The sequence below is a fragment of the Brevundimonas sp. UBA2416 genome (genome assembly GCF_002343105.1).
Taxonomy (GTDB): Bacteria; Pseudomonadota; Alphaproteobacteria; order Caulobacterales; family Caulobacteraceae; genus Brevundimonas.
On record NZ_DDRM01000036.1, the window covers coordinates 34,093 to 54,849 of the forward strand.

The 20,757-nt window shown below is 68.5% G+C and carries 20 protein-coding genes, 1 tRNA gene and 1 pseudogene; 9 read left to right on the top strand and 13 right to left on the bottom strand.

All coding sequences use genetic code 11. The annotated features are described in order from the left end of the window. Nucleotides 1-123: 123 nt before the first annotated feature. Both panD and B3E43_RS10790 read left to right on the top strand, forming a co-directional pair. Nucleotides 124-480 carry an aspartate 1-decarboxylase gene (gene panD, locus B3E43_RS10785; RefSeq protein ID WP_292029325.1) on the top strand — a complete coding sequence of 119 codons (357 nt, stop codon included), beginning with the start codon at nt 124-126 and terminating at the stop codon, nt 478-480. A gap of 44 nt (nt 481-524) precedes the next feature. Then, complete coding sequence (locus tag B3E43_RS10790; protein ID WP_292029327.1) at nt 525-800, top strand: hypothetical protein; 276 nt, start codon at nt 525-527, stop codon at nt 798-800. Nucleotides 801-964: 164 nt separating this feature from the next. Here B3E43_RS10790 and B3E43_RS10795 read toward each other — a convergent pair whose 3' ends face one another. After that, on the bottom strand, nt 965-1,726 hold the full coding sequence (locus tag B3E43_RS10795) for an SIMPL domain-containing protein (protein ID WP_292029329.1): 762 nt from the start codon (nt 1,724-1,726) through the stop codon (nt 965-967). A 209-nt stretch (nt 1,727-1,935) separates the two neighbouring features. Here B3E43_RS10795 and B3E43_RS10800 point away from each other — a divergent pair. Then, nucleotides 1,936-2,011, top strand: a tRNA-Ile gene (locus B3E43_RS10800). A 58-nt stretch (nt 2,012-2,069) separates the two neighbouring features. Here the strand turns inward: B3E43_RS10800 and B3E43_RS10805 are convergent. Then, nucleotides 2,070-3,560 (bottom strand): hypothetical protein, encoded by a 1,491-nt coding sequence (locus B3E43_RS10805; RefSeq protein ID WP_292029331.1) that lies wholly within the window; start codon nt 3,558-3,560, stop codon nt 2,070-2,072. A gap of 13 nt (nt 3,561-3,573) precedes the next feature. After that, on the bottom strand, nt 3,574-5,061 hold the full coding sequence (locus B3E43_RS10810) for a tetratricopeptide repeat protein (RefSeq protein ID WP_292029333.1): 1,488 nt from the start codon (nt 5,059-5,061) through the stop codon (nt 3,574-3,576). A gap of 265 nt (nt 5,062-5,326) precedes the next feature. Here B3E43_RS10810 and B3E43_RS10815 point away from each other — a divergent pair, with 265 nt between their 5' ends. From B3E43_RS10815 to B3E43_RS10835, 5 genes and pseudogenes are all read left to right on the top strand, one after another. Then, complete coding sequence (locus B3E43_RS10815) at nt 5,327-5,818, top strand: GAF domain-containing protein (protein ID WP_292029335.1); 492 nt, start codon at nt 5,327-5,329, stop codon at nt 5,816-5,818. Between the two features lie 102 nt (nt 5,819-5,920). Further along, complete coding sequence (locus B3E43_RS10820; RefSeq protein WP_292029338.1) at nt 5,921-6,598, top strand: SDR family NAD(P)-dependent oxidoreductase; 678 nt, start codon at nt 5,921-5,923, stop codon at nt 6,596-6,598. Continuing rightward, nucleotides 6,598-7,224, top strand: a pseudogene (locus tag B3E43_RS10825) (HpcH/HpaI aldolase/citrate lyase family protein); the annotation flags it as partial. The gene B3E43_RS10820 and the pseudogene B3E43_RS10825, both read left to right, overlap by 1 nt. Next, nucleotides 7,185-8,648 (top strand): beta-ketoacyl-ACP synthase III, encoded by a 1,464-nt coding sequence (locus B3E43_RS10830; protein WP_292029340.1) that lies wholly within the window; start codon nt 7,185-7,187, stop codon nt 8,646-8,648. The pseudogene B3E43_RS10825 and the gene B3E43_RS10830, both read left to right, overlap by 40 nt. Next, the gene (locus B3E43_RS10835; protein WP_292029341.1) at nt 8,648-9,079 is read left to right on the top strand and encodes a hypothetical protein; all 432 of its coding nucleotides are present in this window, start codon (nt 8,648-8,650) and stop codon (nt 9,077-9,079) included. Before B3E43_RS10830 ends, B3E43_RS10835 begins: the two co-directional genes overlap by 1 nt. On the opposite strand, the gene B3E43_RS10840 is transcribed toward B3E43_RS10835, so the two are convergent. From B3E43_RS10840 to petA, 8 genes are all read right to left on the bottom strand, one after another. After that, on the bottom strand, nt 9,063-10,274 hold the full coding sequence (locus tag B3E43_RS10840; RefSeq protein WP_292029344.1) for a M48 family metalloprotease: 1,212 nt from the start codon (nt 10,272-10,274) through the stop codon (nt 9,063-9,065). The two genes, B3E43_RS10835 and B3E43_RS10840, sit on opposite strands and share 17 nt — an antisense overlap. A gap of 71 nt (nt 10,275-10,345) precedes the next feature. Continuing rightward, a complete protein-coding gene (locus tag B3E43_RS10845) occupies nt 10,346-10,735 on the bottom strand; it encodes a RidA family protein (protein ID WP_292029347.1) in 390 nt (129 codons plus the stop codon). A 9-nt stretch (nt 10,736-10,744) separates the two neighbouring features. Further along, nucleotides 10,745-12,367 (bottom strand): M28 family peptidase, encoded by a 1,623-nt coding sequence (locus B3E43_RS10850; RefSeq protein WP_292029349.1) that lies wholly within the window; start codon nt 12,365-12,367, stop codon nt 10,745-10,747. Nucleotides 12,368-12,609: 242 nt separating this feature from the next. Beyond that, nucleotides 12,610-14,286 carry a M28 family metallopeptidase gene (locus tag B3E43_RS10855; RefSeq protein ID WP_292029351.1) on the bottom strand — a complete coding sequence of 559 codons (1,677 nt, stop codon included), beginning with the start codon at nt 14,284-14,286 and terminating at the stop codon, nt 12,610-12,612. A gap of 77 nt (nt 14,287-14,363) precedes the next feature. After that, nucleotides 14,364-14,942 carry a DUF1579 domain-containing protein gene (locus B3E43_RS10860; RefSeq protein ID WP_292029354.1) on the bottom strand — a complete coding sequence of 193 codons (579 nt, stop codon included), beginning with the start codon at nt 14,940-14,942 and terminating at the stop codon, nt 14,364-14,366. Nucleotides 14,943-15,061: 119 nt separating this feature from the next. After that, nucleotides 15,062-15,937 carry a cytochrome c1 gene (locus tag B3E43_RS10865; RefSeq protein ID WP_414631354.1) on the bottom strand — a complete coding sequence of 292 codons (876 nt, stop codon included), beginning with the start codon at nt 15,935-15,937 and terminating at the stop codon, nt 15,062-15,064. 8 nt (nt 15,938-15,945) lie between these two features. Next, complete coding sequence (locus B3E43_RS10870) at nt 15,946-17,241, bottom strand: cytochrome b (protein WP_292029356.1); 1,296 nt, start codon at nt 17,239-17,241, stop codon at nt 15,946-15,948. An 11-nt stretch (nt 17,242-17,252) separates the two neighbouring features. Then, nucleotides 17,253-17,795 (bottom strand): ubiquinol-cytochrome c reductase iron-sulfur subunit, encoded by a 543-nt coding sequence (gene petA / locus B3E43_RS10875; protein WP_292029359.1) that lies wholly within the window; start codon nt 17,793-17,795, stop codon nt 17,253-17,255. Between the two features lie 194 nt (nt 17,796-17,989). Here petA and B3E43_RS10880 point away from each other — a divergent pair, with 194 nt between their 5' ends. Further along, the gene (locus B3E43_RS10880) at nt 17,990-18,451 is read left to right on the top strand and encodes a tRNA (cytidine(34)-2'-O)-methyltransferase (RefSeq protein ID WP_292029360.1); all 462 of its coding nucleotides are present in this window, start codon (nt 17,990-17,992) and stop codon (nt 18,449-18,451) included. An 8-nt stretch (nt 18,452-18,459) separates the two neighbouring features. Here the strand turns inward: B3E43_RS10880 and B3E43_RS10885 are convergent, their stop codons facing one another. Together B3E43_RS10885 and B3E43_RS10890 are read right to left on the bottom strand one after the other, a co-directional pair. After that, complete coding sequence (locus B3E43_RS10885; RefSeq protein WP_292029361.1) at nt 18,460-19,254, bottom strand: TlpA disulfide reductase family protein; 795 nt, start codon at nt 19,252-19,254, stop codon at nt 18,460-18,462. 222 nt (nt 19,255-19,476) lie between these two features. Next, a complete protein-coding gene (locus B3E43_RS10890) occupies nt 19,477-20,745 on the bottom strand; it encodes a dipeptidase (protein ID WP_292029362.1) in 1,269 nt (422 codons plus the stop codon). Nucleotides 20,746-20,757 lie beyond the last annotated feature (12 nt).

Below are 20,757 nucleotides of genomic sequence, written 5' to 3' on the forward strand. Positions count from 1 at the left end.
CGCGTCGCAGCATCTGATGCTGCGTTGCAACGACAACGATTGATGACGGGTCTCGAAACCCCTATATGAGCGATCTGCGAGCGGGGGCCGAACGCCCCGCGTCACAACCGGACCGCACTCCCCATGCTGGTCACCCTGATGAAGGCCAAGCTGCACCGCGCGACGGTGACCCAGGCCGACCTCGACTATGAAGGCTCGATCGCGATCGACGCCGACCTGCTGGACGCCGCCGGCATCTTTCCGCACGAGCAGGTCGATGTGCTGAACATTACCAACGGCGCCCGCTTCACCACCTACGCCATCGAGGCCCCGCGTGGCTCGCGCGTCATCGGCGTCAACGGCGCCGCCGCCCGTCTGGTGCAGAAGAACGACAAGGTCATCGTCGTGACCTACGGCCAGATGCCGGAAGAAGAAGCCCGCCAGTGGTCGCCGACCGTGGTGCTTCTCGACGACAACAACGAGATCAAGCGCGCGGCTTGACGGCGGCCGGGTTCCGTCCTCCCCTCCGCCTCCGGAGGATCATCATGGAACGAACCATTCGCGCCGTCCGCTGGCCCCTGTACGGAGCCTTCGTGCTCGCCTCCATCGTGTCCACGATGCTGGCCCTGCCGGTCGGACTGACGGCTCTCGGGCTTGAACCGAACGACGTCACCTTCCTGCCGCTCTCCATCACCGGCCTGCCGTGGAGCGGGCCCCTGTTCTGGATGGAGCTGGATTCCATCACCCGGCTCGCCATCGCCCTGGTCGCCAATGTGCTCAACCTGGCGCTGGGCCTGATGCTGGCCCGCGGGTCGGACTGAGCTCGAGCCAGTGGCTAGTGGCTAGTGGCTAGTGGCTAGTGGCTAGTGGCTAGTGTCGACAGCCGCTTCGGTCGCAAGTGAATTGCCAGTGGGCAGCCCCGGCACCGGCGCTGCCCACCATTCACTAGCCACTAGCCACTAGCCACTAGCCACTCAGAACCGCGTCAGCGGTTCAGATCATACACCCCCGTGATGTCGATGCGGATCGTCAGCTGCCCCCCCGCGACCGGGGTCGCGCCGCCGGAATCCATGGCCATTTCCGCCCGGGCGAACATCATCTGCGGCGGGGGCGAATAGCCGCCGCCTTCCGACAGCGAGCGGATGCCGCCCAGTTCGACGCCCAGGGCCTGGGCATAGAGCGCCGCCTTGGCCTGCAGATTGCGCACGGCGATCTGACGGGCCTGATTCTCGGCGGCCGAAGGGTCTTTCAGCCCGAAGCCGATGCCGTTGATCTGGTTCACGCCCGCCGCGACCACCGCGTCGGCGGTCATGCCGACCTTCGTCAGATCATTGATGATCACCGTCACCTGGTTCGAGGCCTGATATCCACGCAGCCGCGGCGGCTCGTTCTGGACGTAGTCATACTGGGCCGACAGGTTCAGGCCAGAGGTCTGGACGTCGCGCGCCTCGATCCCGGCGCGGCGCAGGGCGGCCATCACCTGGTTCATCCGGGCGGCGTTCAGGCTCATCGCCTCGGCGGCGGTGGTCGCCTCGGTGACCACGCCGAAGCTGATCGTGGCCATGTCGGGCGCGATCTTGACCTCGCCATAGGCCGACAGGTTCAGCGCCGGGCGGTCGGCCACGGCGTGGATCATCATCGGCGCACCGCCGGTCGGCTGCGACTGGGCCATGGCGGCCGGGGCGCTCATTACGACGGCGGCCATCAGGGCGCCGCCCAGCATCAGGGCGCGGGTGTTGCGGGTCATTGGGCAGTCTCCAGTGAACAAGGACGATCCATCGGCGCCGATCATGTCGGCGGGCCGTGACCGAACCTTGACGGTTTGCACCTGAATGAACGCGCGAGCGACCCTTGCAGGTTCCATTCATCGGCGTGAAATCGACGACAGGCTGGCGGCAGGCCGATGGCGCTTGGCAATGCGCGGGACAGCCTGCTAGGCCGAACCGTCGTCCCGGAGGGCGCGTAGCTCAATGGTTAGAGCCGACCGCTCATAACGGTCTGGTTGGGGGTTCGAGTCCCTCCGCGCCTACCACCTCATGAAAACGGCCCCGGCGCGGTGCCCGGGGCCGTTTCCGTTTCGATCCCGGACGTCAGCGGCTGAAGAGGCCGCCCCTGCCCTGCCAGCGGCTGTCGCCGCGGCTGCGCTCGTCGCGGACGTAGCGGCCGTCGCGGGTATAGTAGCCGATGCCGCTCTGGTACTCGCGATAGCCTTCCAGCTGATATCCGTCGTCCTGGTAGGGCAGGCCCAGCAGGCCGTCCTCGTTTTCCCACCAATTCTGGGGATAGGCGCCGTACATGCATTCCCAGCCGTCGCCGCCCTGCCAGTAGGGCTCGTACCGGCCGCGATAGCGGTCGCGGAACCGGGCGCTGCACAGATACCGCGACCAGACCCGGTTGCCGCTGGCTTCGACCGTGGCGCGGTTCTCGGCATAGATGACCTCGCGGACGCCCGCGAAGACGTTGTCCGTCACCACCGCATGACCCGAGGCGGCGGCGACGCCGACGGTCGAGGCGCGGATGCGGCTGTTGGAGAGGTTCAGTTCGCCGTTGTAGAGGACCACGCCCTTGTCGGACCGGCCGATGCGGCTGTTGGTCATGGCGACCGAGGCCCCTTCGATGGCCACGCCCTCGACATAGCCGAGGACGGCGGTGTTCTCGATCTCGACCCGGCCGTAGTCACGACCCGACCGGATGACGATCCCGATCGAGCGCGGCCCGAAGGCGTTGGGCGCGCCCGTGCCCTTCAGGGTGACGTTCGACAGACGCGAGGTCTGGCCGGAGCCGGGGACCATCTCGAGTCCCGACTGGGCGCCGGTGACCGCCAGCTCATGGGCGTTCAACACCGCGCCGTCGGCCACGATGGCCGGGGCGATGGTCTGGGCATCGATGATGGCGTTGCGGATGTCGACCAGACCGCCGTCGGCATAGATCGCGGCCTCGTCGCCGGCGTGGCGGAAGGCGACCCGGTTCATGATGATCTCGGCGCCGTAGCTGACGATACAGGCCGCATCCCCCGCGCGCGGCGAGGCGAAGATCATGTCGCGGATCTCGACCCGCACGCCCTGCGACACCGTCATACAGGGCAGGCCGTCGGGAGCCATCAGGGTCGGGGCCGGATTGCTGCCCCATTCACGCGGATCGAAGCCGCTCTCGCCGATGATGGTCAGGGGCTTGTCGATATTCAGCCAGCCGACGCAGGCGCCGCCGCGGGCGCGGATGACCAGGGTGCCGCCGGGGCGCACCCGGCGCACGGCGTCCTCGACCGCCCCGGTGCCGGGGTTGCCGCCGCAGTCGATCAGCACGATCTCCTCGCCGCCGGGGCGCAGGGGACCCGGCCGCCAGTCAGGCCTGTGCTGGCCGTAGTCGTAGCGGCGGTGTTGCGACCGCCGGCTGCGTGAGCCGCGCGTCGGCGGGTCCAGCAGGACGCCGAAATTGGGGCGCGTCTGACTCTCGACCTTGGCGGCGACCTGGGCGTGGGCCGGCCCGTCGCCCATGGCGAAGCCGGTGACGGCGACGGCGATCGCCGCGGCTCCGCCGATCAGGCTGAGGATGGTCCGTTGAGGGGTGCGGTGGGTGATCATGCTTCCGCCCTCCTTAGCGGCGCTGCTGCGAACGGGAGACCTGGGCCAGCACAGCCTGCAGGCGGCCGGCCGAGGGGCCGAAGCCGGACAGGGCGGAGTCGATTCTCAGGGCCACGGCCTGGGCCTTGTCCTGATCCGCCACCCCCGCGACACCGAGCGCGAAATAGCTCGACATGGCGAATTTGGCTTCGGGGCTGCCCTGACGCGCGGCCTCCTCGAACCATTTGAAGGCTCGGGCGTAGTCGGCGGGCAGGCCGACGCCCTCGGCGTACATCACCGCCAGCACCAGCTGGGCTTCCGACGAGCCGTTGATGGCGGCCATCTGGATGGCGCGGACGCGTTCCAGATAGGACAGCCGGCCCTCCATGGGGTGGCCCAGCATGGCCTCCAGCGTCTCGACCTGACGTTTCGACAGATCCTCGGGTCGCTGGGCGACGGTATCGCTCACGCCGAGATAACGCAGAGCCCGACCCACGTGCAGGAACGGCAGCTCGGTGGCCATCCGGCCCAGCGCATACTCATAGGCGTCGCCGCGCGGACGGCTCTCGTCCGAGAAGGGCACGCCCGACTGGGGCGCGGTGTTGGGATAGAATTCGAACGGCGGCGTCCATTGCCGGGCCTTGGTCTCGACGAACCGCTGATAGGTGTCGCGGCTCGGGGCGGAGCGCTCGAAATCCCTCAGCAGGACATAGGCCCCGACATCGCCGGTCTGCACCGCGAGGTAGTTGTACAGATAGGCGTCGACGTCGTTGCGCTGGAACAGATTGATCGCCGAATAGTAGCCGCGACGGCTGCGGTCCCGGCTGTTGCCGCCCTGGCTGCGGCCCCAGGCCTCGCGGGCCTGGCGATTGTCTTCCGGCTCGCCGAACGGGCCGTAGAGACCGTCGTGCAGCCGCGCCAGCGTGCGATAGCCGTGGGCGTCCTGGGTCGAGAGCACATAGATGACGCGGTCCCGGACCGCCTCCTGCTCTTCCCGGGTCATCTGGCCCAGCTGGCGGTCCAGTCGCTGATAGGCCGTGTGCCGTTCCCAGGCCCGGCAGTCGTCGTATCGCGACAGCGGGCGCCAGCCGCCAAAGCCGCCACGGTCGACGCGGTTGATCGGGGCGTAACCCTCGTCATTGGCCAGCGCCATGGCGTACCAGGTGGCGCTTTCGATCGGATCCTCGATGTTCTTGTCGGTCGCCCGGAGCGCCGCATAGCGGCCGCCCAGCTCCAGCTGGGCGAAGAAGTCGCCGCGGAAGGCGGCGCGGCGCAGGGCCCTCAGGCCGGTTTCCTGGGCGTTGAATTCGGAGCCGGTGAGCGAGGCGGGTCGCGGGCAGGCGTTGGAGGCCGCGTCGTTGCGCTGCCAGAACTGCATACCGTTGCCGCCGCCGCTGTTGCCGCACGAAACCATGCCGAGCGCGGTCAGCGCCAGAACGCCGGCGACCGCTGCGATGGCGACGGGACCGCGACCCCGACCGAAACGGGAGCCGCCTTCCTGGTTGGATCGACCCTCGCTCATATCCCCTCGCACGACCAAAGCGGGCAGCCCCCTGCCCATTGCGCCTACCTTTGCGCAAGCGGGACAGTCCGGCCCCGTTAACCTTCTGTCAAGGTAAACGCCGGTTTCCGATAAAGCGTTGCCGCATAGCGGCCTTTTTGTGACCCGTAGATAGTTTTCCACGGGAATCAGCGGGTTGTGCACTCGCCTGTGAGGGGAAACGGGCCGCTCGCCAGCGGCGCGACGACTTCCTATATGGTTCGTCCGGACTCCTGGAGCACCCCGAATGGCCTATGCCGCCCGCGATGATCGACCCGCCGACAAGGCCGCCCGCTATGCCGAAGTCGAGGCCGAAATTCTGGCCGTCCTGGACGGCGAGCCCAACCGTACCGCGCGCATGGCCACCGTCGCCTCCATGCTGGCCGACGCCTTTCCGGCCTTCTTCTGGACCGGCTTCTACGTCGTCGACCCCGACAAGGCCGACGAACTGGTGGTCGGCCCCTACCAGGGCACGCTGGGCTGTCTGAGAATCGCCTTCGGCCGCGGCGTCTGCGGAACGGCGGCGCGTGATCGCTCGACCCAGATCGTCGACGACGTCCACGCCTTCCCCGGCCACATCGCCTGCGACAGCCGCTCGGCCAGCGAGATCGTGGTCCCGGTGTTCGACGCCTCGGGCGCCCTGATCGCCGTGTTCGACGTGGATGCGACCGAGACGTCCGCCTTTGACGCCGTGGACGCCCGGGCGCTCGAGGGGTTGATGGCCAGGGTGTTCGGCTGAGTCGGGCGCACCGCGTGAACGCTGTGAACGCTTCGCACTGTGTTCTTACTTCGCCAGCTGGACGCTATGGACGGGTCCAGCTGAAATTCTCGGGAGTGGGCCATGTCTGATCGGGTGATCGCAATCACGGGCGGCCACGGCGTGCTCGGCCGCGCCGTCGTCGAGGCCGCCCTGGCCGACGGGCTGAAGGTCGCGGTCATCGACCATGCCTCGGGCCAGTCCGCCCCCGAAGGCGTGCTCGAACTGGGCGGCGTCGACCTGACCGATCCGGCCTCGGCGAAGGCAGCGATCGAGGCCGTGTTCGCGCATTTCGGCCGGCTCGACGCCCTGCTCAACATCGCGGGCGGCTTCGTCTGGCAGACCACCGACGACGCCGACCCCGCCTGGGCGAAGATGTTCGCCCTCAATGTCACCACCGCCCTCAACGCCGCCCGCGCCGCCCTGCCCCACCTCAAGGCGTCGCCCGAGGGCCGGATCGTCAATGTCGGGGCCAATGCGGCGCTGAAGAGCGCGGCCGGCATGGGGGCCTATGCCGCCTCCAAGGCCGGCGTCCACCGCCTGACCGAGAGCCTGGCCGAAGAGCTGAAAGACACGTCGGTGACCGTCAATGCGGTCCTGCCCTCCATCCTCGACACAGCCCAGAACCGTAAGGACATGCCCGACGCCGACCCGGCGAAATGGGTCGCCCCGTCCGACCTCGCCCGCGTCATGCTGTTCCTCGCCTCCCCGGACAGCCGCGCCGTCACCGGCGCGCTGATTCCGGTGACGGGCAAGGTCTGATGCATCTCACCCGCTCCGTCCTCTACCTGCCGGCCAGCAACGCAAGAGCGATCGAGAAGGCGCGCGGCCTGAACGCCGACGCCGTCATCCTCGACCTCGAGGACGCCGTCGCCCCCGACGCCAAGGCCGAGGCGCGTCAGGCCGCCGTCGCGGCCCTGACCACGGGCGGTTTCGCCAGCCGGGTCGGGGTCCGAATCAACGGCCTCGACACGCCCTGGGGCGCCGACGATCTGGCCGCCCTCGCCGGTCTCACCCCTGACTTCGTGGTCGCGCCCAAGATCGAGAGCCCGGAGGCCGTCCGCGAGGTCGCCGCCCGCCTGCCCGCCGGCGCCGCCCTGTGGATCATGGTCGAGACCCCCCTCTCGGTCCTGCGGCTCGACGCCATCGCCGGGGCCGGCGCGCCTCTGGCCGCCCTGATGCTCGGCATCAACGACTTCGGCGAGCGGATGAACCTGGTCCTCGGCCCGGACCGCGAGCCGCTGAAGCCGTGGCTGGCCGCCGTCGTCGCCGCCGCGCGCGGGCATGGGCTTCTGGCCATCGACGGCGTGGTCAACGCCACCGAAGACGCAGACCGCCTGCGCACCGAATGCCTGCAGGGCCGCGCCTTCGGGTTCGACGGCAAGAGCCTGATCCATCCCGCCCAGATCGACGCCGCCAACGCCGCCTTCTCGCCCTCCCCGGAAGAGGTCGCCCGGGCCCGCGAGGTCGTCGCCGCCTTCGCCTCCGCCGACGCCGAGGGCAAGGGCGCGATTCGGGTCGGCTACCGCATGGTCGAGCGCCTTCACCTCGACGCCGCCCACCGCCTGCTGGCCCGTCACGAGGCGGCCTCGACGCCGCCCGGAGTCAGGCCTATCTAGTCCGTCCAGAAACAGAACGCGGCCCTCAAGCAGCGAGGCGCCGCGCGCCGAGCGTTAGGGCCCCACGTCACATGTCTCATGCCGTCATCGCCGCCACAGGCCTGTTCACCCCGGACCAGTCCATCTCCAACGCCGAGCTGGCGGCCGCCTACAACGCCTATGCCGAGCGGTTCAACGCCGACCACGCCGCCGAAATCGCCGAGGGCGAGGTCGCCGAACTGACGCCCTCCTCGGTCGAGTTCATCGAAAAGGCCTCCGGCATCAAGTCGCGCTTCGTGCTGGACAAGGCGGGCGTCCTCGACCCCGCCCGCATGGCGCCGAACATTCCCGAACGCGCCGACGAGGACCTGTCGATCATGGCCGAGATGGCCGTCGCCGCCGCGCGTCAGGCCATCGCCGCCTGGGGCAAGCCGGTCAGCGAGATCGGCGCCGTCCTGTGCGCCGCCTCCAACATGCCGCGCCCCTATCCGGCCCTGTCCATCGAGGTGCAGCAGGCGCTCGGCATCGACGGCTTCGCCTTCGACATGAACGTCGCCTGTTCCTCGGCCACCTTCGGCATCAAAACCGCCGCCGACTTCATCGCCTCGGGCTCGGTCAAGGCGGTGCTGATGGTCAATCCGGAGGTCTGCTCGGCCCATCTGAACTTCAAGGACCGCGACAGCCATTTCATCTTCGGGGATGTCGCCACCGCCGTGATCGTCGAGTCCTCGGACCAGGCCGGCCCAGGCGGCTGGGACGTCCTCGGCACGCGGCTGAAGACCGTCTTCTCGAACAACATCCGCAACAATTTCGGCTTCCTGAACAACGCCGCCCCCGAAGGCATCGGCCAGCCCGACAAGATGTTCGTCCAGCAGGGCCGCAAGGTCTTCAAGGACGTGGTGCCCATGGTCTCCGACATGATCGTGGACCACGCCCGGGACCTCGGCATCGACCCCGCGACCCTCAAGCGGATGTGGCTGCACCAGGCCAATATCAACATGAACCAGTTCATCGGCCGCAAGGTGCTGGGCCGGGAGCCGACGCCCGAGGAGAACGTCATCATCCTCGACGAATACGCCAACACCTCCTCGGCCGGCTCGATCATCGCCTTCCACCTGCGCCAGCAGGATATGGCCCCCGGCGACACCGGCCTGATCTGCAGCTTCGGCGCGGGCTATTCAGCGGGCACGGTCTTCGTCAGGAAGCGCGGCTGATGGTCGACCGCAGCGACATCGGCGCCGTCGTCGACGCCATGTACGCCTGCATCTCAGGGCCCGCCGGTCCGCGCGACTGGGCGACCCAGCGCGAGATCTTCCACCCCGACAGCCGTCAGGCCCGCACCGGCCTCGACGCCGACGGCCGCCCGACCATGATCGCCATGGGCCGCGAAGCGTATCAGGCCAACGTCACCCCCTTCTTCGAGACAACCGGCTTCTTCGAGGTCGAGATCAGCCGCCGGATCACCGAATTCGGCAACATGGCCCACGTCTGGTCCGTCTACGAGGCCCGCACCCGGCCCGACGACGTCGAACCCGAACGCCGCGGGATCAATTCGATCCAGCTCTGCCGCGGCCCCGACGGCCTGTGGTCGATCCTGCACATGATCTGGGACAACGAGCGTCCCGGCCTCACGGCGTCGGCGTAGCCGCTGGCGCAGCGACCGGCGCATTGGCCGGATGCGTCGCCTTCCACTCCATGGCCATCCGGATGCGGTTCTCGACCGAGGGGTGGTCGTAGAAGATGAACTCCTCGATCGCCGTCGGCGACGGCGCCCGATACTCCGCCGTCTTGATCAGCGCCTTCGACAGCCCGTCCGGCTCATTGGCGTGGATCAGCGAGAACCGGTCGGCGTCGATCTCTATCAGCCGGATCGTCGTCGACTGGACCGGCGTCGACAGCAGACCGATCACCGCGCCGATGGCCGCCAGCACCGGCAGGCCGGCCGGGTCCGAGATGTCGCCGACCCGGTTTGCGCCCAGCAGCCGCTTGGCCAGCGGAAACAGCCTGTCCACCAGCCAGAAGCCGATCGCCGCCAGCAGGACCGCGATCCCCGCCAACCAAAGCGAGTGCATGTGGACGTAGTGGCCCATCTCATGGCCGACCACGCCGCGCACCTCGGCCAGGTCGGCGCCCTTGGCGAACATCACATCGCTCATCGCCACCCGGGCCGAGCCGAACAGGCCCGACACATTGGCCGTATAGCGGTCCGACTGTTTCGAGCCGTCATAGATGTAGATCTTGTCGTCCGGCGTCCCGGTCCGGTGGGCCAGCTCGACCACCGAGTCCCGCATCGGACCGTCGGGCGCAGGCGTATAGGTGTTGAACAGCGGCTCGATGAAGATCGGCAGAACCAGAAGCAGGACGACGATGGCGACCGCGGTCAGACCCGCGCCCCACGCCCACCACAGCCGCCGCGCGTGCCGGATGATGAAATACAGGGCCACGATCAGCAGGCCGAGGAAGACGGTGGAAATCCCCGCGCCCAGCGCCGCCTCGCCCAGCCAGCCGGCCAGCGGCTGTTCCGTCAGGCCGTACTGCGTCTCGCGCCACCAGCTCTGATAGATGGCCCAGGGCAGGGTCAGCACCCAGCTCATCAACAGATAGACGACGCCCACGACCAGCGAGACCAGCTTCGGCCGTTTGCGCCGCCGCTCCATCCGGTCACGGATGCCGGTCAGCATACCCGTGCGGATGATGATCCAGGCCACGACGAGCGAAACGATCGCGCCCCACAACAGCAGCCAGTGGCCGCCGCGCGTATAGGCCACGGCCCGTTCCAGATCCTCCGGCGAGATGGTCGCCAGCCAGCGCGCGGTCTCGGCCGCGGGGTCGATGCTCATGACGGTGGTCCTCCCTGACGGGACGAGATGACGCCGCCCGGCGAAGCTTGTCAGCTTAAATCGCGGTCATCTCAGGCCGCCGCAACCGCCTCGATCTCGACCAGCCAGGACTCGTCGAAGATGCCGGTGATGATCACCGTCAGCGCCGGCTGTCGGCCCGCCAGTCGCCGCACCCGCACTTCGCGGTTCTCCAGCGCATAAGACCGGTCCGAAAGGAAGGTCGTGACCTTGACGAGGTTATCGAGGCTCATCCCCGCCGCCGCCAGCTGGGTCTCGATATTGTCCCAGACCTGGTCGCACTGGCCGGTGAACTCCGCCGCCAGCGATCCGTCCGGCGCGACCGGAATCTGGCCAGACAGATACAGCCAACGCGACGGCGCCGTCACTTCGACCGCCTGCGGATAGGATCCCTCGACCGGCGGAGAGCCGTCTCCGGTCAGGGGCCGGATGGTCGCCGTCACGGGCGGCCCCTACTGACGGGCGTCGTCCGACCGGGCGCGCACCACGGCGAACTCCGAAGTCGGCTTCCAGCCCGGCCAGTCGCTGCTGTTCGCGAGGTCCAGACCCAGGCGATACAGCAGGGTCAGGTTCTCGACCGCCGAGGTGAAGTCCAGATCGGCGGACCATTCGTCCGACGGCTTGTGATAGTCAGCCGCGAATCTCGCGCGCCAGGCCGCCTCGCCGGCTTCACGTCCGCCCTCGACCAGATCCCAGCCATGCCAGGTCATCAGCGCCGGCACGCCCGCGCGGGCGAAGGGGAAGTGGTCGGAGCGGTAGTAGAAGCCCTGCTCCGGCATGCCGTCGTCCGAGACATAGCGGCCCAGCGGCTCGGCCAGGGCCTGCAGCCGGTCCTCCAGATCATTCTGGCCCTTGCCGAAGATGGCGATGTCGCGCGTCGAACCGGACAGGGGCAACATGTCGATATTGATGTCCGCCACCGTGGTCTCGAGCGGCCAGACCGGGTTGGCCGTATAGCCATAGGCGCCCAGCAGCCCCATTTCCTCGGCCGCCATATGGGCGAACACGATCGAGCGTTTCGGACGGGGGGCGGCGCTCAGCTGGCGCGCCATCTCCACCACCCCGACCGTGCCCGAGGCGTTGTCCCAGGCGCCGTTGAAGATGTTGTCGCCCTGGACGCCCGGGTGCTGGCCCTCGCCGCCGACATGGTCCCAGTGGGCCGAATAGACGATGGTCTCGTCCGGATGCTCCGTCCCCGGAATCCGGGCCAGCAGATTGTGGGTGACCAGCGTCTCGATGGTCTCTGACGCCTCGACCGACAGGGTCACGCCGTTCAGCGCCACGGCCCTGAACCTCCCGTCGGCGATGTTCGGCAGTTGGGAGATGTCCAGTCCCGCGGCTGTCGCCCACAGGGCGGCAACGTCGTGATTGATCGCGCCCGAGAACTCGAGGTCGGCTGCGCCCGGCGTCAGGGTCCGGGTGCGGGCGTTGCCGCGCATCGCGCCCTGCCACATCGGCGAGGTCGCATTGCCGGCGACCAGGGTGATGACCCCCACCGCGCCCCGGCGGAAGGCCTCGTCGGCCTTGTAGGCGCCCGACTGGTAGTTGGTGGCGTAGGGACCGTTGAACAGCGCGCCGTCCGGCTCGCCGGCGACCACGATCACGACCTTGCCGCGCACGTCGAGGTCGCCGTAGTCGTCCCAGTTCCGCTCGGGCGCATGGATGCCGTGGCCGGCGAAGACCAACGGGGCATTCTGGATGGAGGCCCGGCCGTCGTTGGTAACGGCGCGCACGGTGATGTCGGTTCCGACGGTCAGGGCATGCGTCGTCCCGTCCGGCCCGGTCCAGGCCGCGGTCGCGCCGGCGACGGGCGTATAGCGTTTCAGTTCGACCGGCTGCAGCCATTGGCCGTTCGGTCCGCCGGGCTGAAGGCCCATGGCCTCATACTGGGCCTGCAGCCAGGCCAGGGTCAGCCGTTCGCCCTCGGTGCCGGGATAGCGGCCCTGGAATTCGTCGGCGCTGATGACCCGGACGCCCTCGCTGAGTTGGGCGGCGGAGAAGTCCTGCGCCGACGCCATGCCGGCGGCCAGCAGCACGGCGGCGACGGCCACGCCGCCCATCATCTTGCGAAACATACGGAAGGCTCCAACCCCGGACTAATGGCGCGCAGTCTAGGGCGGTCCCTTCGGACCGCCCATTAAGTTTTGGTCATGTGGAAAGTCGGTTCTCCCTCCCCTTCATGGGGAGGGACGGCGAGGCGGAGCCGAGCCCGGGTGGGGAAGTCTGGAGCGGGGCGCCGCCAGTGCGTGACTGACGTTCCCCGCCCGGTCGCTACGCGACCACCCTCCCCACTTAGGGGGAGGGAGAGCGCAACCTTCTACCGCCGCTGGCTCGCGCTCGGCGCGCGCGCCGGACCGAACTCCGAGCCCGGCATCCACTGCGGCCAGTCGCGGCTGTTGGCGAGGTCCTGACCGATGTTGAAGACCATCTCCAGATCCTCGACCTGACCGCGTAGATCCCAGTCGGGCGACCATTCGTCGTCGGCCTGGTGATAGCGGCGGGCGCCGTATTCGGACCGCGACGCCTCACGCGCGGCGATCGGCTCATCGCGGAACGCGCCGCCGCCGTCGGCATAGGCCATGGGCACGCCGCGCTTGGCGAGCGGGAAGTGGTCCGACCGGAAATAGCTGCCCGAGGCGGGGTTGCCGTCCGGCTTGGCGGTCCGGCCCTGACGGGCGGCCTCTGCCGTGATGCGGGCGTCCAGATCCGACTGGCCCGAGCCGATGATGTCGACGTCCGCCACGCGGCCATAGACGTTCATGGCGTCGACATTGAAGCCCGCCACCGTGGTCGCCAGCGGATAGATCGGGTTGGCGGCATAGTATTCCGAACCCAGCAGGCCGCTCTCTTCCGCCGTGAAGCTGATCATCACGATCGAGCGTTCCGGGCGCGGTCCGGCGGCCCAGACGCGGGCCAGTTCCAGCAGGCCGGCGGTGCCCGTGGCATTGTCGACCGCGCCGTTGAAGATGGCGTCGCCATTGGCGTCAGGCTCGCCGACGCCGATGTGGTCCCAGTGGGCGGTGTACAGGATGGTCTCGTCCGGATGGGTGCTCCCCGGCAGGCGGGCGAGGACGTTCCGGGTGACGACCTGATTGGTGGCCACGTCAAACGTGCCGCTGAAGGTCGCGCCGGTCAGCTCGACCGGGCGGAAGTCCCGGCTGCGCGCGGCGACCTTCAGGGCCTCGAAGTCCAGGCCCGAGCGGCGGAACAGGTCCACGGCGACATCGCGCTGGACCCAGGCCTCCAGCGCCACGCGCTCGGCGGCGGCGTTGGCGCGGACGATGTCGAACTGCGGCGTCGACCAGCTGTTCTGCACCGTCGCCCAGCCGTAGGAGGCCGGCGCCGTTTCGTGCACCACGATGACCCCGGCGGCGCCCTGACGGGCCGCCTCCTCATACTTGTAGGTCCAGCGGCCGTAGTAGGTCATGGCCCGGCCGTTGAAGGTGTTCAGCTCGGGCTGTTCGAAGTCGGGGTCATTGACCAGCACGACGATGATCTTGCCGCGCACATCGACGTCCTTGAAGTCGTCCCACTGCCGCTCGGGCGCGTCGATGCCGTAGCCGACGAAAACCAGCGGCGTGTCGCTCAGCATGACCTGGCTGCCCGGCAACCGGGTCGAAATGGTGATCTGCTGGCCCTGCGCCAGGGGGATGGTCTCGCCGCCGGCCTCGAACTGCAGACCGCGGAAGTTGGACGCCGTGAACCGGTTCAGCGTCACGTCCTGGGTCCAGCCGCCGTTCTCGCCGCCGGGCTGGAAGCCCGCCGCGGCATACTGCTCGCTCAGATAGCGGACGGTCATCTCCTCGGCCGGCGTGGCGATGCCGCGGCCCTGGAAACTGTCGTCGGACAGCACCCGGGCGTGCTCCGACAGCCGGGCGGCGTCGATGGTCGCGGCGGGCGCGGCCGGAGCGGCGACGCCGCCTCCTCCCATGCTGGCGCAGGCGGACAACAGGGCCGCGGCGGCAAGCGCGGCGGCGGTCGAAAACAGACGCATGGACGAAACACCCTCAGCCGGAAACAGACGGCGGGACGTTAGGGCGCCGTCCGCCGGGTGTCGATGCGCGAGCGGCGTCAGGGCGCCGGTGCGACCGCCCCGCCGGCCGGCCAGTCGGTGTCCCCGATGCGGGTCAGGCGCATCTCGATCATCTGGCGCCGCGGCTGACCTTCGGCCACCCAGGTCCCGACCTCGTGCCAGGTCCCGTCGCGGACCACGGCCACATATTCGATCCTGGCCCCCGGCCCGGCCGGCGTCTCCCAGCGGAAACCGTCCTCGGTCACCTCGAACGGATAGTCGCCGGAATAGCCCTGGGCCCAGGACCGGAAGCCGTACCGGTTCGCCCGGGCGTCCCATGAAACGACCGCCATGGCGTTGAACCCGGTCGAGCCGTCGGCGGCGTAGCCTCGCCCCTCGATGACCTTGATCGACCCGCCCAGCATCGGCCCGACCCGTTCGGTCTGGGTCAGGGTCATCGGTCCGTTCGGGCCGAAGACCGTCGCCTCGCCGCGCCATTCACCGTCCATGAAGGCGAGCCGGTCCATCGCCGCGCGCTGGGCCTCGGATCCGTTGGGTGATGCGGACATCTGGGCGCTGGCCGCCATCGGGGCGGCGAGCAGGACGGCGGCGAGCGCCAGGCTGGTGAGCGGCTTCATGACGTACCTCCGTTATACTTTGCTACATAAAGTACTTTTGCCTCCGGGACAAGCACGCACGAAAAACCCGCCGACGCGGGGCGCCGGCGGGTCATGTCGATATCGGTGGGGTCGAAGCCCTAGTGGGCTACGCCCTTCCAGATGCGGCGATAGCTCAGATAGGTCACACCGGCGAAGATGAAGAGGAAGATCAGCACGCCGATGCCGGTCTGTTTGCGCTGCTCCTGCTTGGGATCCGAGGCCCAGGCGATATAGGCCGCGACGTCCTTGGACATCTGGTCGACCGAGGCGACGGTGTCGTCGTCATAGGTCACCTGACCGTCCGTCAGCGGATTGGGCATGGCGATGAAGCCGCCCGGCGGCACATGCTCCGTGCCCTCCGGCATGAAGGGCGTCAGGTCGCCGGCCATATATTCGTTGTAGTACTGGCCGGGCCGGATCTGCAGGCCCTGCGGCACGGCCGCATAGCCGGTCAGCAGCGAATAGATGTAGTTGGCGCCGTCGTGACGGGCCTTGGCCATGACCGACAGGTCGGGCGGCGACGCCCCGCCGTTCGCTGCGGCCGCAGCCGTGGCGTTCGGATAGGGATTGGGGAAGCGGTCGGCGGCGGTGCCGTCGCGCATGATCGGTTCACCGGTCTCGGTGTCGATGTCCGCGATCTGGACCTCGGCGGCCAGCGCCTTGACGAACCGGTTCTCGGCCGGGCTCGCCTGATCCGACAGATAGAACGGCCCGCCCGGCTCGGCCAGGGTACGGAAATACATCAGGTCCATGCCGTGGCAGGACGCGCAGACTTCCCGATAGACCTTGTAGCCGCGCTGCAGCTGGTTCCGGTCGAAGGTCCCGAACGGGCCTTCGAAGCTGAAACCGCCGCTGCGCGGATGCTTGGCCTCGCCGGCCGCAAGGGCGGGCTGGGCTGCGAACGCCAGACCGGCGGCGGCGGCGATCAGGACCAGGGTCTTCTTCATGGCGCGGATATTCATTTGGAGGGTCATGGTCGCGCTCAGCCCTTCTCAGCGTCGCCGCCGAGGACCGGCTCCGAGATCGTCGCAGGGATCGGTTGCGGCGTCTCGCGCAGGCCCACCAGGGGCATGATGATGGCGAAGAAGGCGAAATAGTAGAGCGTCGCGAACCGGGTCAGCCACAGATAGCTGTTCAGGTCTCCGTCGATCAGGATGAAGGTCTTGAAGTCCCCGATCACCGGCGCGTCGGGCAGTTGCGCCCCGCACCAGCCGAGGATCAGGCCGTTGATCACGAACAGGACGAAGAACGTCCGCATGGTCGGGCGATAGCGCATCGACCGCACCTTCGAGGTGTCCAGCCAGGGCAGGACGAACAGGATGCCGATGGCCGCGAACATGGCCACCACGCCGCCGAACTTGTCGGGGATGGCGCGCAGGATCGCGTAGAACGGCAGCATGTACCACTCGGGCACGATGTGCGCCGGCGTCACCAGCGGATTGGCCGGAATGTAGTTGTCGGCGTGACCCAGGGCGTTCGGCATGAAGAAGACGAACAGGGCGAACAGCATCAGGAAGACGATGATCGCGAACCCGTCCTTGACCGTGAAATACGGGTGGAAGGGCAGGGTGTCCTTCTTCTCACGGTCCTTCGGGATCAGGATGCCGACGGGGTTGTTCTGGCCCGCGGCGTGCAGCGCCCAGAGGTGCAGCACCACGCAGCCGGCGATGACGAACGGCAGCAGATAGTGCAGCGAGAAGAAGCGGTTCAGGGTGGCGTTGTCGATCGCCGGACCGCCGCGCAGCCAGATCAGCACCGGCTCGCCGATGACCGGGATGGCCCCGATCAGATTGGTGATCACCTCGGCGCCCCAGTAGGACATCTGGCCCCACGGCAGGACGTAGCCCAGGAAGGCGGTGGCGATCATCAGGAAGAAGATCAGGCAGCCGATGATCCAGATCATCTCGCGCGGCGCCTTGTACGAGCCATAGTACAGCCCGCGCAGCATGTGCAGATAGACCGCGATGAAGAACATCGAGGCCCCGTTGGCGTGGGTGTAGCGGATCAGGTCGCCGCCGTTGACGTCACGCATGATGCGCTCGACCGAGGCGAAGGCCATTTCGGTGTTCGGCACATAGTGCATGGCCAGGATCACGCCGGTGGCGATCTGGATGACCAGGCAGAGGGCCAGGATGCCGCCGAAGGTCCACCAGTAGTTGAGGTTCCTGGGGGTCGGCAGGGCCATATAGTCAGCGCCGAAGCGGACGATCGGCAGACGGGTGTCGAGCCATTTCTCGATGCCGGTCTTGGGGACGTAGGTGGATTCGTGGTCGCTCATCGGTCTCGCCCTCAGCCGATCTTGATGCGGGTGTCGGAGAGGAACTCATACTCCGGCACGACGAGGTTCAGCGGCGCAGGGCCCTTACGAATACGGCCCGACGTATCGTAGTGCGACCCGTGGCAGGGGCAGAACCAGCCCCCGAAGTCGCCCGTCCCGAAGGTCGGGATACAGCCCAGGTGCGTGCAGTTGCCGATCAGGACCAGATACTGCTGGTGGCCTTCCTTGACCCGGTCGGCGTCGGCCTGGGGATCCGGCAGGCCGGCGCGGTCGTCCGCGCGGGCGGCCTGGATCTCGGCCGGGGTGCGATAGCGCACGAACACCGGCTTGCCCTGCCATTTGATGACAATCTGCTGGCCTTCCTGGACCTTCGTCATGTCGAATTCGATCGACGCCAGCGCCAGCGTGTCCGCGGCGGGGTTCATCGAATTGATCAACGGCCAGGCCATCATGCCCGCCGCACCCACGGCGGCCGCACCGGCCGCGATGTGGATAAAGTCCCGACGGGTGGCGTCGCCGCCCTCACCGTTCTCAGTCACGACCGATTCGGCCACGTCCTACTCCTCGTACGCCGCTTTCCGGACCCGTCGGGCCCGGTTGGTTACGGCTTGGATGCTTTAGCGCCTTCCCGGCAATCTGACCCGGCCCGGCATTGCGGCTCATCGCCGCAAACTGCGTCGCCTCTTTGAGAGGCAGTCGCATTTCGAGCCGCGACAAGCCCCCGGGCCACGCGTAAGAGGGCCTTAGAATGCGTCTCGCCCTTTTTCAACCGGCCATTCCCCAGAACGTCGGCGCCTGCATCCGATTGAGCGCCTGTTTCGGCGTGGAATTGCACATTATCGAGCCCGCCGGCTTCCGTTTTGACGACCGTGCGATGAAGCGCGCGGCGCTGGACTACGGCCCGCTGGGCCATATGACGCGCCACGCGGACTGGGACGCCTTCCAGCGCGCCAGACTCGAACAGGATGGCGGCCCCGGCCGGCTGGTCCTGTTCACGACGAAGGGCGCGACGCCGCTGGACGAATTCGTTTTCCGACCGGAAGACATCCTGCTGTTTGGCAGCGAACCTTCCGGGGCCCCGGAGTTCGTGCACGAGGCGGCCGATGCCCGGGTGGTGATTCCGATCCAGCCGGAGGCCCGATCGCTGAACCTCTCGGTCAGCGCCGGGATCGCCCTGTGGGAGGCGCTGCGACAGACCGCGGCCGTCTGACCTCTCCCTCATCGCAGACGGGCGATCGCCGCGCCGATCTGCTCCGGCGCGATCTCCCCGACATGGGCCTCGACCAGACGGCCGTCGCGATCCAGGAACAGGGTGACGGGCAGACCCACAGTGCCGTAGTGGCCCGGCACGGCCATGGCCCGGTCCAGCAGGACATTGTCGATCTCGAGCCCGGCCTCCTCCAGCCAGCCGGCGACCTTCGCCTGTCCCTCGCCCTGGTTGACGAACAGGAAGCGGACCTCGGGATGGGCGTCCTGGGCCTGGGCCAGCGCCGGCATCTCGCGGCGACAGGGCGGACACCAGCTCGCCCACAGATTGATGACCGTGGGTCGCCCGTCGACGGCCGCCAGGTTCACCGCCCCGCCCTCCAGCCGGGCCAGAGTCATCGACGGGGCCGCGACCGGTTCCGTCCGCGAGGTCAGACGCTCCGTCGCCACCCCGGCCAAGGCGCAGGCCACGACCGGCGCTACCGCCCACAGCATCAGCCGCCGCTCGCGCAGCATCACGAACGCCGCGATCACGGCCGGCGCCATCGCCCAGACCCAGATGAATCCGCCCTGCCACACAGCCAGCGCCCTCAGCGGGTCGTCGGCGAAATAGCTCCAGTGGGCGATCACATGCGCCAGACGCGCCGCCCCCACCCCCGCCAGCACCGCCACCGTGCTCCAGCCATTGAAGCGCGGGCTTACACGGCTCGCCAGCACGCTCGACCCCAGCAGGAAGACGGCCACGCCGACGATGATGGCGAATCGTTCGCCGGACAGCACCAGCGGCCCCAGTTCGATCGCGTTCATGCCGCAGCCGACAATGGCCGGGGCGCCGTCGGATCAACGACGACGTACGGGCCGGACATCCTGGCGATATCGACCCCGTGGCCGGTTAGAGAAACCACCTTCATGTCCGCACTTCCCCGCACCAGCGTGCTTTCGACGGTCACCCCTCGAGGTCCCGACCTCGGGGCGCAACGCGTCAGGTGGTCGCGAGGGCCCGCCGGGTCGTCGCGGAGACAGGCCGCCCTACTCCGGCGCCCCTGTATCCGGCAGCCGCGCCAGCCCCGGCCGCTCGCCGCGCCTGCTCGCCGCCACGGCCTCCACCGCCCGCATCACCCGCAGCGCATTCTCCCCCGCCAGCTTGCGGATGTCGGCGTCGCTCCAGCCGTTGGCCATCAGCGCCGCCAGCAGCCGGGGATAGGCGTCCACCCCTTCCAGCCCGACCGGCAGGGAGCCGACCCCGTCATAGTCGCCGCCGAGGCCGACGTGATCGATGCCCGCCACGTCGCGGACGTGCTGGATGTGGGCGACCACATCGGCGATCGTGGCGACCGGCTGGGGATGCGCCGCCGTCCAGGCTCTCAGCCCGGCCGTCACCGCCGCCGGGTCGCCGGGATGCAGCGACCCCAGCCGCGCGGCCTCGGCCGAACGTTCGGCGCCCCAGGCCCGAACCGCCTCCGAGACAAAGCCCGGCACGAAGGTGACCATCACCACCCCGCCGTCCTCCGGCATCCGCCGCAGCACGCTGTCGGGCACATTGCGCGGATGGGCCGTCACGGTGCGCGCCGACGAATGGGAGAAGATCACCGGCGCCTCGGACACCCGCATGGCGTCCAGCATGGTCTCTTCCGAGACATGGCTCAGATCGACCATCATCCCCAGCCGGTTCATCTCGCGCACCACGTCCTCGCCGAACGGCGACAGCCCGCCCCATTTCGGCGCATCGGTGGCCGCGTCGGCCCAGGTCGTGGTGCGCGAGTGGGTCAGGGTGATGTAGCGGGCGCCCGCGTCGTAAAATTCGCGCAGCAGGCCGAGCGAATCATCGATGGAATAGCCGCCCTCCATGCCGATCAGGCTGGCGATGCGGCCGCGCCGGTGGATGCGCTGGATGTCGTCGGCGGTGGTCGCCAGTTCGAATACGTCGGGATGGGCCGCAACCAGCCGCTTGACGGTGTCGATCTGCTCGAAGGTCGCCACGGCCGCGTCAGGCGGCGTCATCGAGGCGGGCACATAGACCGACCAGAACTGGCCCCCCATGCCGCCGGCCCGCAGGCGCGGGATGTCCGTGTGCAGATCGGTCGAGGCGTCGAGGTTGGTGGTCAGATCGACCGCATGGGGATCGTTGCCGTGGTTCTGGCGCAGCGCCCAGGGCAGGTCATTGTGCCCGTCGATCAGCGGCGTCCGCTCCAGAATCCGCCGCGCCCTCGCCTCGCCTGCCGCGTCTGTGGTCTGCGCCAGGACCGGACCGGCCATCAGGGCGGCGGCGACGGTGGTCAGAAGGACGGCGCGGATCATGGCAGGCTCCCG